A 12121-nucleotide genomic window follows, 5' to 3' on the forward strand; every position below is an offset into this window, starting at 1 on the left:
GTGCAGCAATCCGGATCGAGTGGGCAGCAATCCGGATCGAGTGGGCAGCAGCCGCCCCCGGCAGACCAGTCTGCCGGCCCCCCGACCGGCCCGCCGGTCCCGGTGGGGGCCGCCCCGCCGGTCCCGGTGGGGGCCGCCCCGCCGGTCCCCGGCGACGGTGCCGGCCCGACACCCGAGGACCCGGTGCGGCTCGACGCGGACCTGCAGCCCGACCTGTCGCGCGGCCTCTGGCTGGTCAAGTGGCTCGCGGCGATCCCGCACCTGCTCGTCCTGGCGGTCCTGTGGGTCGCGTTCGGGGTGCTGACGGTCGTCGCCTGGTTCGCGATCCTGTTCACCGGTCGTTACCCGCGGGGCATCTTCGAGTTCAACGTGGGCGTGCTGCGGTGGGCGTGGCGCGTCTCGTACTACGCGTTCGACGGCGGTCTAGGCACCGACGAGTACCCGCCCTTCAGCCTCGACCCGCAGCCGGGGGACCGGGCCCGGCTCGAGATCGCCTATCCCGAGCACCTCTCGCGCGGGCTGATCTTCGTCAAGTGGCTGCTCCTGCTGCCGCACTGGCTCTTCCTCGCGATCGTCGTCGGCACGTCGACGTCGTGGACCCGCGTGGTCGAGGAGACCGCGACCAGGACCGAGTACCACTGGCCCGGCGCCCTGGGCTTCCTCGTCCTGGTCGCAGGCGTCGTCCTGCTGTTCACCGGCAGCTACCCGAGGCCGATCTTCGACCTGGTCGTCGGCCTGAACCGGTGGACCTATCGCGTCATCGCCTACGGCGCCCTGATGACCGACGTCTACCCGCCCTTCCGGCTCGACCAGGGAGGTCACGCCCCCGCGACCACCCTCCGACCCCGACCCGTCTGACACCGCCCGGCCGGCGCGACGACGCCGCGCCGATGACCTGGAGGTAGCGAGATGACCGTGCTGATCGTCCACGAGTCGATGTTCGGCAACACCGCGGCGGTGGCGGCCGCCATCGCCGAGGGCATGACGCAGGAGCTGGCGAGCGGCACCGACTCGACGGGTCCGCCGGCCGTACGGCTCGTCCCGGTGGCAGCGGCGCCGGCCGAGATCCCCGCCGACGTCGGCCTGCTGCTCGTCGGCGCACCCACCCACGCCTTCTCGATGCCGCGGTCGAGCACCAGGCAGGACGCCGTCCGCCAGGGCGCCACCGGCAGCGCGGCGGCCGGCGTGCGCGAGTGGGTCGAGCGCGTGGTACCCCGCGGCGACCTGCCGGTGGTGACCTTCGACACCCGCGTCCACGTCCGGCTGATGCCGGGATCGGCGGCGCGTTCGGCGGCTGCCGCCCTGCGACGCAACGGCTTCCGGCGAGCCGAGCGAGGCGAGTCCTTTTGGGTAGAAGGAGTACCGGGACCGTTGGCCCACGACGAGCTGCTTCGAGCCCGGGCATGGGGTGCGGCCCTGGTCGGAAAGCACGCCAGTCCGGCACCCGCCTGACATGACGGGCCGGCTGGGCACCCGGAGTGAAGCAGCCCGCTCCGGGTGTCCAGCCCCGTCCACCGTCGGCGGGCCGACGCCCTCGGCGGCCGGTGCCCGGTCAGCCCGAGGCGCGCTGGGACCGCTCGAAGGCCGCCCAGATCTCGGGGCGCAGCCGCCCGCGGTCGGCGACGGCATACCCCTGCTCGAGCGCCCAGGCGCGGACCTGCGCGGTGCTCGGCTGCGGCGCCGGGGTGGGACCGGCCGCGGGCAGCGCGTCGAAACGTGCCGCGCTGCCCTCCTCGAGCCTGGCCTCGTGCGCGGCCGCGGCCAGGAAGCGGTAGGTCCACTCCTGCGCGAGCGCCCGTGTCTCGGCGAAGACGATCGGCACCGTCGGGTAGCGGGCCTGGCACTCGGCTACGGCGTCCGCGACCGCCGCCGGCCGGACGCGCGTGAGCGCGAAGATGCGCGAGTATCGCTCCTCGACGACCACGGCGGCATGGGGTATGCCGCTCAGCTCGGCCAGTGCGTACCTCAGCCTCCCGTTCAGCAGCGAGGTGGCGAGGTCCTCCAGGGACTTGCGTTCCACCGCGGCGGCGATCCGTTTGTCGACCTGCACGGCGTAGTCGCCGACCGCCAGGTGGGCGGTGTGCGTCGTGACCTGCTGCCGGGAGAACTTCCACGGGTACCGCTCGTGCACGTCGACCAGGACGGCCAGCTCGGCCGGCTCGTCCGGCTCCCGGTTCGGGCCCCCGGCGCGGGCGGTGGGGAGGGTGACCCGTGGCTTGGCCTGCTTGGTGGTGCGCGCGCTCTGCCAGAAGATCGCCTCGCGGCCCCGCGCGTAGGTCAGCACGAACTGCGAGCGGTTCTCCCGGCCGCGGTCGAGCACGAGCTCGACCGCGGCGCCGCGCCGCGTGCAGGAGCGGGTGGCGACTCGTTCGACGACGTCCGCGTCCTGCGGCCAGCCCTCGGCGCGGTGGCAGTAGACCTTCGTCGTGCGTGGCCAGGTCTCGCGGGCCTTCAGTACGATCCCGTTCGGGCCCAACGGGATCCGCACGAGGTAGGGTAGACCGCTGGCGTCGTCGGGGTTGCGGGCGATGAGGAAGTCATCGGGCACGAGCCCATCCTCCCGCCTGCTGCCCCGGCTGTGGGGTTCCCGGGACCGGGCTGCCGGGTCAGCTCGTCTGCTTGGCCAGGCTCAGCCAGGTGTCGACGACGGTGTCCGGGTTGAGCGAGATCGTCTCGATGCCCTGCTCCATGAGCCATGCCGCGAGGTCGGGGTGGTCGCTCGGGCCCTGCCCGCAGATCCCGACGTACTTCCCCTGCGCCCGGCAGGCCTTGATGGCCAGGCTGAGCATGAACTTCACGGCGTCGTTGCGCTCGTCGAACCCGGCCGCGACCAGGCTGGAGTCGCGGTCCATGCCGAGCGTCAGCTGCGTCATGTCGTTCGAGCCGATCGAGTAGCCGTCGAAGTACTCGAGGAACTGGTCGGCGATGACCGCGTTCGAGGGCAGCTCGCACATCATCACGACCTGCAGGCCGTTCTGTCCGCGCACCAGGCCGTTGCGGCCGAGCCCCTCGATGACCGCCTTGGCCTCTGCGACGGTGCGCACGAACGGGATCATGATCTTGACGTTGGTCAGGCCCATCTCGTCGCGGACGAACTTCAGCGCCTCGCACTCCATCGCGAAGCACTCGGCGAAGTCCGCCGAGATGTACCGGGACGCGCCCCGGTAGCCGAGCATGGGGTTCTCCTCGTGCGGCTCGTAGCCCTCGCCGCCGAGCAGGTTCGCGTACTCGTTCGACTTGAAGTCCGACATCCGCACGATCACCGGCTCGGGCGCGAACGCGGCGGCGAGCATCGACACGCCCTCCGCAACCCGCTTGACGAAGTAGTCGCGCGGGCTGTCGTATGCCGCCGTCGCCGCGGTGATCTGCTCGCGCAGGTGCTCCTCGAGGTTGTCGACGTCGAGCAGGGCCCTGGGGTGGATGCCGATCTGGTGGTTGATGATGAACTCGAGCCGGGCCAGGCCGACGCCGGAGTTGGGCAGCCGGCTGAAGGCGAAGGCCTGCTCGGGAGTGCCGACGTTCATCATGATCCTGACCGGGATCTCCGGCATCGCGTCGAGGGTCGTCGACTCGACGGTGAAGTCGAGCAGGCCCTGGTAGACGTTGCCGGTGTCGCCCTCGGCGCAGGAGACCGTCACCTCGGTGCCGTCGGGCAGGCTGCGCGTCGCCGACCCGGTGCCGACCACTGCGGGGATGCCGAGCTCGCGGGCGATGATCGCCGCGTGGCAGGTGCGCCCGCCCCGGTTGGTCACGATGGCCGAGGCCCGCTTCATGATCGGCTCCCAGTCCGGGTCGGTCATGTCTGCGACGAGGACCTCGCCACGGCGGAAGTCGCGCATCTGCTCGACCGACCTGAGCACCCGCACCGGTCCGGCACCGATCTTCTGGCCGATCGCCCGGCCCTCGACCAGCACGGTGCCCTTCTCGCCCAGCCGGTAGCGCGTCAGCTCGCTGCCGGACCGGCGCGACTGCACCGTCTCGGGGCGGGCCTGCAGGATGTAGAGGCCGCCGTCGACGCCGTCCTTGCCCCACTCGATGTCCATCGGGCGCCCGTAGTGCTCCTCGATGGCCAGGGCGTGCCGGGCCAGCCCGGTGACGTCGTCGTCGGTCAGGCTGAGCCGGTTGCGCAGCTCGTCGGGCACGTCGACGAACTCGGTGGTCCGGCCGACGGCCCGGTCCTGGGTGTAGACCATCTGCGTGGCCTTGCTGCCGAGCCCGCGCTTCAGGATCGCCGGGCGGCCGGCCCGCAGGCCGGGCTTGTAGACGTAGAACTCGTCGGGGTTGACCGCGCCCTGCACGACCGCCTCGCCGAGCCCGTACGAGGCGGTGATGAACACGGCGTCGGGGAAGCCCGACTCGGTGTCCATCGTGAACATGACGCCGGACGCGCCGACGTCGGACCGCACCATCCGCTGCACCCCGGCCGAGAGCGCCACGGTCTCGTGCTCGAAGCCGTGGTGGACGCGGTAGGCGATCGCCCGGTCGTTGTAGAGCGAGGCGAAGACCTCGCGGATGGCGGTCAGCACCGCGTCTATCCCGCGGATGTTCAGGAACGTCTCCTGCTGGCCGGCGAAGGAGGCGTCGGGCAGGTCCTCGGCGGTCGCGCTCGACCGGACCGCGACCGACACCGACTCGTCGCCGCCGGTGAGCCGGTCGTAGGCGGCCCGGATGTCCGCCTCGAGCCCGGCCGGGAACGGCTGTGCCACGACGGCGGCCCGGATCGCGCGGCCCACCTCGGCCAGCTGCTCGACGTCGTCGGTGTCCAGGCCGCGCAGCCGGTCCGCGATCGTGTCGGCCAGGCCCGTGTCGCCGATGAACTGTCGGTAGGCGTCGGAAGTGGTGGCGAACCCGTCCGGGACACGCACCCCGGCGCTTGCCAGGTTGCTGACCATCTCGCCCAGGGAGGCGTTCTTGCCGCCGACGAGGTGGACGTCATCCATCCCCAGCCCGGCGAACGGTAGGACGTTGCGGCTCATTGTCTGCTCCTCCGGTGGATGGTCTGCATGATGACGGTGGCGATCTCCTCGACCGACTTGTTCGCGGAGCTCGTCGAGGGCACGTGGTAGGCCCGCAGCAGCGCCTCGGTGCGGCGGATCTCGTGGGCGCACTGCTCCATGGACGCGTAGCGGGAGTTCGGGCGCCGCTGCTGGCGGACCTGCGAGAGCCGCTCGGGGGTCGTGACCACCCCGAAGCAGCGGCGGCGGTGGGGACGCACCGGCTCGGGCAGCTCGGTGCTGTCGAAGTCGTCCTCGACGAGCGGGTAGTTCGCGACGAACAGGCCGTGCTGCAGGGCGAGGTACATGCTCGTCGGGGTCTTGCCGCAGCGCGACGGGCCGAGCAGCAGGACGTCGGCCTTCTCCAGCCCGCGCAGGCTCTGCCCGTCGTCGTGCTCGATGGCGTACTCGATCGCCGACATCCGGTGGTTGTAGCGCTTGACGTCGCCCAGGCCGTGCAGCCGGGCCGCGACGTGCAGCGCCTCCCGGCCGAGCACCGACTCGACCTGCGGGAGGTGGCTGTCGAAGAAGTCGACGAGCGGGCACTTCGTGCGCTGCAGCTCCTCGCGCAGCTCGATCGAGGCCAGCGTCGAGAACGCGAGCGGGGTGACGGGTCCCTCGGCCGCCGCGTCGAGTGCCGCGACCACCCGCCGGGCCTCCTCGACCGTGGAGACGAAGGGGAACAGCTTGCGCTCGAAGCGCACGTCCCGGAACTGGATCAGCAGCGCGTTGCCGAGCGTCTCGGCGCTGATGCCGGTGCTGTCGGAGATGAAGAAGATCGGTACGACCGGCGCCCCGGCGTGGCGCTGCAGGTGTGCGGGTCTGTCCGCGGTGCGGTGCGGCTCGGCTTCGGTCATCAGTCCCTCACGACGGAGTACGGCGGTGGGCTCCGCTGCTCAGGTTACTGACGTCGCCGGCGCCGCGGGACCCCGGGCGGCTCCCGGATGACCGCGGGGCGGCGCGCGGTCGCCCGTGTCCGGGTTGCCGGTGTCCGGGTTGCCGCTGTCCGGCACCGCCGCTGCGTGCCGGGCACCATCGCGCGACCGGGCACCACCGCGCGACCGGTCTGACACAATCTTGCGGTGGCCAGCCGATCTGTCGCACGACCTCCGGCCCCCGACGGGCCGGGACTCGAACGGCTCATCATGCTCACCGACGCCGTGGTCGCGATCGCGATGACGATCCTGGTGCTCCCCGTCGTCGACGTGGCCCGCGAAGTGGACACGGCACGGCTCGGCGGTTTCCTGGGCGACAACAGCGACCTGCTGTGGTCCTTCGCGATCAGCTTCGTGGTCATCTACGTCTTCTGGGCGGCGCACGCGGGGGCGCTGCGCCGGCTGGCCGAGGGTGACACGCAGGTCGCCGGACTGGGACTGCTGAACCTGCTCTGGCTGCTCGTGATCGCCTTCCTGCCCTTCCCGACGGCCGTCGTCGGCCACCAGCTGGACACCCGCTCGGCCCCGTTCTACATCGGCACGATGCTCGTGCTGTCCGCGCTGACCTCCGCGATCGGCCTGCTGGTCGACCGGCACACCGGCCGTCCGGGCCAGGTGTGGGCCTGGGTGACGACCGCGGTCTTCGGCGCCTGCACGGTGATCAGCCTCTTCGACGCGGACCTGGGCCTGCTCGCCCTGCTCGCCCTCCTCGTGCTGCGGCTGCTCGAACGCCGCGCGGTCGGAGCCCGCACCGCGGGATAGGGCGGTCCGCGCGAGCGGCGCGTACGGCCGGAAACAACAGGTCCGCCCTCGCCCGCCCGACCCCGCACGCGCGGGTGACCGGGGCCGGACTTGTTGTGTTCTTCCGTCCCGTCCCGATCGGGCGTGGCGCGGTCGGCTCAGCCCCGCTCGCCTCAGGCCTGCTCGGTCAGGCGCAGGGTCGTCAGGCAGGTCGGGCTGCCCGCGGTGGTGGCGAACGGGACGCTGCCCTTGCGGCCGTCGTGCGTCACGGTCACGGTCCCGGTGACGTCGCGCGGCAGCCAGAACCCGACGAAGCCGTTGGCGTAGGTCGTCGTCTGCTCGTCGACCAGCACCTTGCCCCGGGCATCGACGATGGTGACCGTGACGTCCGCTCCGGCGAGCTCGCCCTGGCACGTGGCGAGGCTGTGGAAGAAGCACTCGTGCGTCTGCGTCCGGTACGGAGCGATCGACAGGTAGAAGCGGTCGGCCGGCAACGGCAGGCTGGACTCCCGCTCGCCCGCGGTCAGCACCAGCTGGGTGTCCCGGACCGACGCGCCGAAGCCGAGCGGCCGGGCCTCGGGCGAGGAGTCGACGGCCTGGACGATCTGCTCGGCGCTCCTGCCGTCGAAGCCCAGCTGGTGGACGACCGAGTCCGCGGCGGGGGCGGGTGCGTCCGGGGTGGCGGTGTTCGAGCACCCGGCGAGCGCGAGGACGACCGCGGCGAGGACCGCGACGACAAGCTTGGTCATGTGGAGCACTCCTGAGTTGGCTGCTACGGAGTGTAGTAGGGATCGCGCGGTTCGTCATGGCGCGGGAATGTCGCAACGGGCTGGCCTTCCGGGCGGCGCTCAAGCATGCTGGAGGCTCCCTTTGGCATCGCCGAGTCAGGAGGAACATCGATGACTGCTACGCCAGCGGCCACCGAGGAGGCCAAGCGCGGAGCCTTCTCGTCCAGACGGGTCTTCATCTTCGCCGCGATCGGGTCGGCCGTCGGGCTCGGCAACATCTGGCGCTTCCCGTACGTGGCCTACGAGAACGGCGGCGGGGCGTTCATCCTGCCCTACCTGATCGCGCTGCTCACCGCGGGAATCCCGTTTCTGTTCCTGGACTACTCACTGGGCCACCGCAACCGGGGGTCCGCGCCGCTGTCGTTCGCGCGGCTGAGCAGGGGCACGGAGTTCATCGGCTGGTGGCAGGTCGGCATCTGCGCGATCATCGCGGTCTACTACGCCGCGATCATCGGCTGGTCGCTGCGGTACATGTTCTTCTCCGTCGACAAGTCGTGGGGCGCCGATCCGGAGAAGTTCTTCGGGGGCGAGTTCCTGCGGGCCGCAGACCCGTCCGCCGGGGTGACCCTCGACTTCGTGCCGGGTGTCCTCGTGCCGGTCATCGTCGTCTGGGTGGTCGTCATCGGGATCATGGCCCTGGGCGTCCAGAAGGGGGTCGGGGCCACCTCGGTCATCTTCATCCCGGTGCTGCTGCTCGCCTTCGCCGCCCTCGTCGTGCAGGCGCTGCTCCTGCCGGGGGCGACCGAGGGCCTGAACGCCCTCTTCTCCCCGAACTGGTCGGCCCTGCAGGAGACCGGGGTGTGGGCGGCCGCCTTCGGCCAGATCTTCTTCTCGCTGTCGATCGGGTTCGGCATCATGATCACCTACTCGTCCTACGTCGGCCGCAAGACCGACATGACCGGGTCCGGACTGGTCGTCGGCTTCGCCAACTCCGGCTTCGAGCTGCTGTGCGGCATCGGTGTCTTCTCGGCGCTCGGCTTCATGGCGCAGGCGTCCGGCACCCAGGTCAGCGAGGTCGCCTCAGGCGGAATCGGCCTGGCGTTCATCGCCTTTCCCGCGATCATCAGCGAGGCGCCCGCGGGCAGCGTCATCGGCGTGCTCTTCTTCGCCTCGCTGATCATCGCCGGCGTCACCTCGCTCGTCAGCATCCTCGAGGTCGTCATCTCCGCGGTCCGGGACAAGTTCGAGATGGGCCGCATCCGCGCCACGATGGTGGTCTCGCTGCCGATCGCGATCGTCAGCATCCTGCTGTTCAGCACGACGAGCACGCTGACCGTCCTCGACATCATGGACAACTTCATCAACAAGTTCGGCATCCTGCTCGTCGCCGTCGTCAGCATGCTCGTCGTGGCGTGGGTGCTGCGCGCCCTGCCCCGACTGGCCCGGCACCTGAACCGGTACGGGTCCGTCCCGGTCAAGGGCTGGTGGATCGTGCTGATCTCGGTCGTGACGCCCGCGATGCTGACCTTCATCCTCGTCAAGGAGTTCCGTGAGGCCGCAGGCACCCCCTACGGGGGCTACCCCGCGTGGATGCTGACGGTCTTCGGCTGGGGCGTCGCCGCAGCAGTCATCGTCGTGGGAGTGCTCGTCACCTTGGTCAAGTGGCGGCCCGACACCCCGCTCACCGTCCCGGAAGCGGACGACCCGACCCTGGAGGTGACCCGATGAGTGCCGGCGCTGTCGTCATGATGCTCGTGGCCATGCTGGTCCTGTGGGGCGGGCTCGCCCTCGCGATAGTCAACATCAGCCGCCCCGGGCGCGGCGAGGTCGCCGAGGCGCACCGCGACCTGTGAGCCGCGCCCTGCCGTATGCCGCTCACCCGCGCAGCTGCCCCGTGCTGGATGTCGCGGCGGCTCAGTTGGGTGAGAAGCCTCCCGGCTCGATGCGCCCCGGCACGGCGCGGACCTGGGTGACCAGGGCCAGCTCGCGACGCAGGACGGCCAGCAGCGTGCCGAGCCGGTCGCGCTCGGTGCGGCCGGCCAGTACGGCCTGGCGGTCGGCCAGCTCCAGGGGCGACCGCTCGACGATGCGGTAGGCCAGCTCGTCGGGTCCGACCTGTCCCACCCGCCCGGTCGTCGCACCGATCGCGGCGAGCAGCCGGGCGTGGGTGGTGCGGACCCGATCGGCGAGGGCCGCGACGTCGGCGGCCGGCGCCGAGCCCGGGGGGCGCGCGACCGGGTCCAGCCAGGTCACCCGGCCGGTCAGGTACGGCGAGCCGGCGGACTCGTCCCGGCCGGTGAGCCGGAACCGGCGCCGCCCGACCGTACGGACCTGGAACGGCGGCTCGGTGCCGGTCACCTGCTCGATCACCGCCTCGCAGCCGACGTCGAACAGCTCGGTCGCCGCGCCTGCCCCGACCTCGGTTCCCCGGCGGATCGCGACGACGCCGAAGGCGCGCTGCCCGGGCGGGGCGGAGGCCTTCAGGTCGGCCAGCAGGGCGATGTACCGCGGCTCGAAGACGACCAGCGGCAGCCGGGCCCCCGGCAGCAGGACGGTCCCGAGCGGGAACAGCGGCAGCGAGGGCATGGGGCGAGGGTACGGCCGGTCGGGCCGCCTCGCGCCCTCGGGAGACGCCATGGTGCCCGGGGACTCGCACCACACTCGTACGGAGCGAGTCGACGGTCGCGGGGGCTGTTCCCCGCGCGTGGGGACACTCGTCGGTACGCGACGACGACGCGTGGGGGGGGCACGCTGCGGCGGGTGCTCTTTGCGAGGGAGTCTGGCCGCAGCGTGCCCCAGGGAGTCGGTTGTACCCACCCTTCAGATGCACGACCCCGCGCTGCTGATACATCCCAGGCCCGGCGGACCGGCAACGGCGCGGACCGCGCCGTGGGCCGCGGCCACGGGTTCGGCATGATGCCCCTGTGATCGAGCTGCAGCAGGCCCTCGCGATCCTCTGTGCGGTGACGGCCGTCGCCGTACTCGTCCAGGTCATCCGGAACCGGCCGCCCAACGTGCTCGTGCTCGGCCTGCTCGCGGTCATCGAGGTCGGGCTCCTCGTCCAGCTCGTCATCGGCCTCAGGCTGGTAGGCGACGCCCCGCCGGGGGTCTCGGTCGGGACCTTCCTCGGCTACCTGCTCGCCTCACTCGTCATCCTGCCCCTCGCGGTGGGCTGGTCGTGGGCCGAACGCAGCCGCGGCGGCACGGCGACGATCCTGGTGGGACTCGTCGTGGTCCCCTACCTGTTCGTCCGGCTCTACCAGATCTGGGTGCTGCAGCAGTGAGTCGGCGGGCCGGGCTACATCGAGGGCAGGCGGCCCTTGGCGAAGTAGAGGATCGGCCCGACCCAGCTGATCGCGATGACCGCCGCCCACTTGGCCTTGCTGCCGTTGACCTCCTCCGGCGCGCGCGCCGCGAGGTCGGCCCACGCCGTGGCCGCGAGCGAGAGCTGGATCGACCCCAACGCCAGGATCACCGCCTGCTGCGACGAGCTGAGATCGGACCACTTCTTCTTGTGCCGCTTCGTCATCGCCCGGCCTCCCGTGCCGCCCTGCCGACTCGATGTCGACTCGATGCCGACTCCACAACAGGCTACGTCCGGAGGGCGCCCCGGCGGGACCCCCACGATCTGCCGCGCTGAGACGAGGGCCGCCCTCACCGCAGGGCGGCCGTCAGCGTCACGAAGCCGTAGCCCCCGGCGCGCAGCCCCGCGATGATGCCGGGCAGGGCGTCGGCGTCGAGGGTCGAATGGTCCTCCGGGTGGGCGCCCAGGCGCAGCAGCACGATCTCGCCCGGGCGCGCCCCGGCCAGCACCCGGCGCACGACCGAGTCGACCGACTGCCCACCGGTGACCCCCTGCCAGCCGAGCGAGTCGACGGTCCACCGGAACGGCACGTAGCACTCGGCGTTGACGAGGCCCACCAGGTGCGCGGTCAGGGCCCCGTCCGGGAAGCGGAGCAGCGGTCGCGGGTCGCGCCCGGTCACCGCCTCTATCCGGGCCGCCGCGCTGCGGATCTCGGTGCGGATCCCGCTGTCCGTCAACGCCGTCAGGTCGGGGCTGTCGTAGGTCTGGTTGCCGACCGGGTGGGCGGCGATGTCCCGGGATAGCGCCGGGAACCGGTCGACGAAGTCACTGGTCAGGAAGAACGTCGCCGGCACGTGCTCACGGGCCAGGGTCGCCAGGACGGACGTGACGCCGTCGCTGCTCCCCCCGGAGTCGAAGGTGAGCGCGACGACCTTGCGGTTCGTGGGCAGCACCTCGACCGGCCTGCCCAGCAACGACCGGGGGATGGCACAGGCCGCAGCGGTGGGAGAGGGGGGGACCCACGGTCCCGGCCCCGCCGGACCGGTGGCGCCGGGTGGTGCCGACGACACCCTGGTGGACGACACCGTGGTCGGCGTGACACCGGTCGGCGGCACGGTCCCGCCCGAGCAGGCCGCCAGTGCGAGCAGGCCGGCGCCGAGCACCGCGACGGCGCCCGCGTGGGGCATCGACCTGGACATGGGCACCTCCCGGGTCCAGCACACACCACCTGGCCCGGCCGCGTGCGTCGATGTGCCCGAGCAGACAGTGCCCGAGCGGACACGGACCGAGGTCAGACCCGCGCAGGAGGCCGGCATGCGGCATACGCCCGGGTTGGCCTGATCCGGCTTGTCGGAAACCGCAGCGCGGGCCCTGCCCGGTCTGGGAACGTGGGCAGGTGACCGAGCAACCGATCGCCGC

14 protein-coding genes are annotated in these 12121 nt (G+C 71.8%); 7 read left to right on the top strand and 7 right to left on the bottom strand.

Features of this window, described 5'->3' with window-relative positions:
- A partial coding sequence (locus WMI84_RS12960; RefSeq protein WP_347353786.1) for a DUF4389 domain-containing protein occupies positions 1-858 on the top strand: 858 nt, incomplete at its 5' end.
- A gap of 51 nt (positions 859-909) precedes the next feature.
- The gene (locus WMI84_RS12965) at positions 910-1452 is read left to right on the top strand and encodes a flavodoxin/nitric oxide synthase (RefSeq protein WP_347353788.1); all 543 of its coding nucleotides are present in this window, start codon (positions 910-912) and stop codon (positions 1450-1452) included.
- 100 nt (positions 1453-1552) lie between these two features.
- On the opposite strand, the gene WMI84_RS12970 is transcribed toward WMI84_RS12965, so the two are convergent.
- Genes WMI84_RS12970 through WMI84_RS12980 form a run of 3 tightly spaced genes read right to left on the bottom strand, consistent with a single transcriptional unit; the run spans position 1553 to position 5851 of the window.
- A complete protein-coding gene (locus WMI84_RS12970; protein ID WP_347353790.1) occupies positions 1553-2548 on the bottom strand; it encodes an ERCC4 domain-containing protein in 996 nt (331 codons plus the stop codon).
- A 58-nt stretch (positions 2549-2606) separates the two neighbouring features.
- Positions 2607-4976 (bottom strand): phosphoenolpyruvate synthase, encoded by a 2370-nt coding sequence (gene ppsA / locus WMI84_RS12975; RefSeq protein WP_347353792.1) that lies wholly within the window; start codon positions 4974-4976, stop codon positions 2607-2609.
- Positions 4973-5851 carry a pyruvate, water dikinase regulatory protein gene (locus WMI84_RS12980; RefSeq protein ID WP_347353794.1) on the bottom strand — a complete coding sequence of 293 codons (879 nt, stop codon included), beginning with the start codon at positions 5849-5851 and terminating at the stop codon, positions 4973-4975. The genes ppsA and WMI84_RS12980 overlap by 4 nt, the downstream gene beginning before the upstream one ends.
- 225 nt (positions 5852-6076) lie before the next feature.
- Here WMI84_RS12980 and WMI84_RS12985 point away from each other — a divergent pair, with 225 nt between their 5' ends.
- Positions 6077-6691, top strand: a complete 615-nt coding sequence (locus WMI84_RS12985) for a TMEM175 family protein (RefSeq protein ID WP_347353796.1) — start codon at positions 6077-6079, stop codon at positions 6689-6691.
- A 152-nt stretch (positions 6692-6843) separates the two neighbouring features.
- Here the strand turns inward: WMI84_RS12985 and cueP are convergent, their stop codons facing one another.
- The gene (gene cueP, locus WMI84_RS12990; RefSeq protein WP_347353798.1) at positions 6844-7419 is read right to left on the bottom strand and encodes a copper-binding periplasmic metallochaperone CueP; all 576 of its coding nucleotides are present in this window, start codon (positions 7417-7419) and stop codon (positions 6844-6846) included.
- Positions 7420-7569: 150 nt separating this feature from the next.
- On the opposite strand from cueP, the gene WMI84_RS12995 reads away from it, so the two are divergent.
- Both WMI84_RS12995 and WMI84_RS13000 read left to right on the top strand, forming a co-directional pair.
- Positions 7570-9126: a sodium-dependent transporter gene (locus WMI84_RS12995; RefSeq protein ID WP_347353799.1), complete on the top strand. Its 1557-nt coding sequence runs from the start codon at positions 7570-7572 to the stop codon at positions 9124-9126.
- The gene (locus tag WMI84_RS13000; RefSeq protein ID WP_347353801.1) at positions 9123-9251 is read left to right on the top strand and encodes a methionine/alanine import family NSS transporter small subunit; all 129 of its coding nucleotides are present in this window, start codon (positions 9123-9125) and stop codon (positions 9249-9251) included. Before WMI84_RS12995 ends, WMI84_RS13000 begins: the two co-directional genes overlap by 4 nt.
- Before the next feature lie 61 nt (positions 9252-9312).
- Here WMI84_RS13000 and WMI84_RS13005 read toward each other — a convergent pair whose 3' ends face one another.
- The gene (locus WMI84_RS13005) at positions 9313-9984 is read right to left on the bottom strand and encodes an LON peptidase substrate-binding domain-containing protein (protein ID WP_347353803.1); all 672 of its coding nucleotides are present in this window, start codon (positions 9982-9984) and stop codon (positions 9313-9315) included.
- A gap of 338 nt (positions 9985-10322) precedes the next feature.
- Here WMI84_RS13005 and WMI84_RS13010 point away from each other — a divergent pair, with 338 nt between their 5' ends.
- On the top strand, positions 10323-10682 hold the full coding sequence (locus WMI84_RS13010; RefSeq protein ID WP_347353805.1) for a hypothetical protein: 360 nt from the start codon (positions 10323-10325) through the stop codon (positions 10680-10682).
- Positions 10683-10696: 14 nt separating this feature from the next.
- On the opposite strand, the gene WMI84_RS13015 is transcribed toward WMI84_RS13010, so the two are convergent.
- The gene (locus WMI84_RS13015) at positions 10697-10927 is read right to left on the bottom strand and encodes a hypothetical protein (RefSeq protein ID WP_347353807.1); all 231 of its coding nucleotides are present in this window, start codon (positions 10925-10927) and stop codon (positions 10697-10699) included.
- A 125-nt stretch (positions 10928-11052) separates the two neighbouring features.
- Positions 11053-11655, bottom strand: a complete 603-nt coding sequence (locus WMI84_RS13020; protein WP_347353809.1) for a polysaccharide deacetylase family protein — start codon at positions 11653-11655, stop codon at positions 11053-11055.
- Here WMI84_RS13020 and WMI84_RS13025 point away from each other — a divergent pair.
- Positions 11645-12043: a hypothetical protein gene (locus WMI84_RS13025; protein ID WP_347353811.1), complete on the top strand. Its 399-nt coding sequence runs from the start codon at positions 11645-11647 to the stop codon at positions 12041-12043. The genes WMI84_RS13020 and WMI84_RS13025 overlap by 11 nt on opposite strands.
- The last annotated feature ends 78 nt before the right edge of the window (positions 12044-12121 follow it).

The sequence above is a fragment of the Intrasporangium sp. genome, assembly GCF_039812505.1.
GTDB lineage: Bacteria > Actinomycetota > Actinomycetes > Actinomycetales > Dermatophilaceae > Intrasporangium_A.

Coding starts and splice junctions, on each gene's coding strand:
- WMI84_RS13015 (WP_347353807.1), bottom strand. CDS start 10,927: ATGACGAAGCGGCACAAGAAGAAGTGGTCCGATCTCAGCTCGTCGCAG.
- ppsA (WP_347353792.1), bottom strand. CDS start 4,976: ATGAGCCGCAACGTCCTACCGTTCGCCGGGCTGGGGATGGATGACGTC.
- WMI84_RS13000 (WP_347353801.1), top strand. CDS start 9,123: ATGAGTGCCGGCGCTGTCGTCATGATGCTCGTGGCCATGCTGGTCCTG.
- WMI84_RS12995 (WP_347353799.1), top strand. CDS start 7,570: ATGACTGCTACGCCAGCGGCCACCGAGGAGGCCAAGCGCGGAGCCTTC.
- WMI84_RS12965 (WP_347353788.1), top strand. CDS start 910: ATGACCGTGCTGATCGTCCACGAGTCGATGTTCGGCAACACCGCGGCG.
- WMI84_RS12980 (WP_347353794.1), bottom strand. CDS start 5,851: ATGACCGAAGCCGAGCCGCACCGCACCGCGGACAGACCCGCACACCTG.
- cueP (WP_347353798.1), bottom strand. CDS start 7,419: ATGACCAAGCTTGTCGTCGCGGTCCTCGCCGCGGTCGTCCTCGCGCTC.
- WMI84_RS13005 (WP_347353803.1), bottom strand. CDS start 9,984: ATGCCCTCGCTGCCGCTGTTCCCGCTCGGGACCGTCCTGCTGCCGGGG.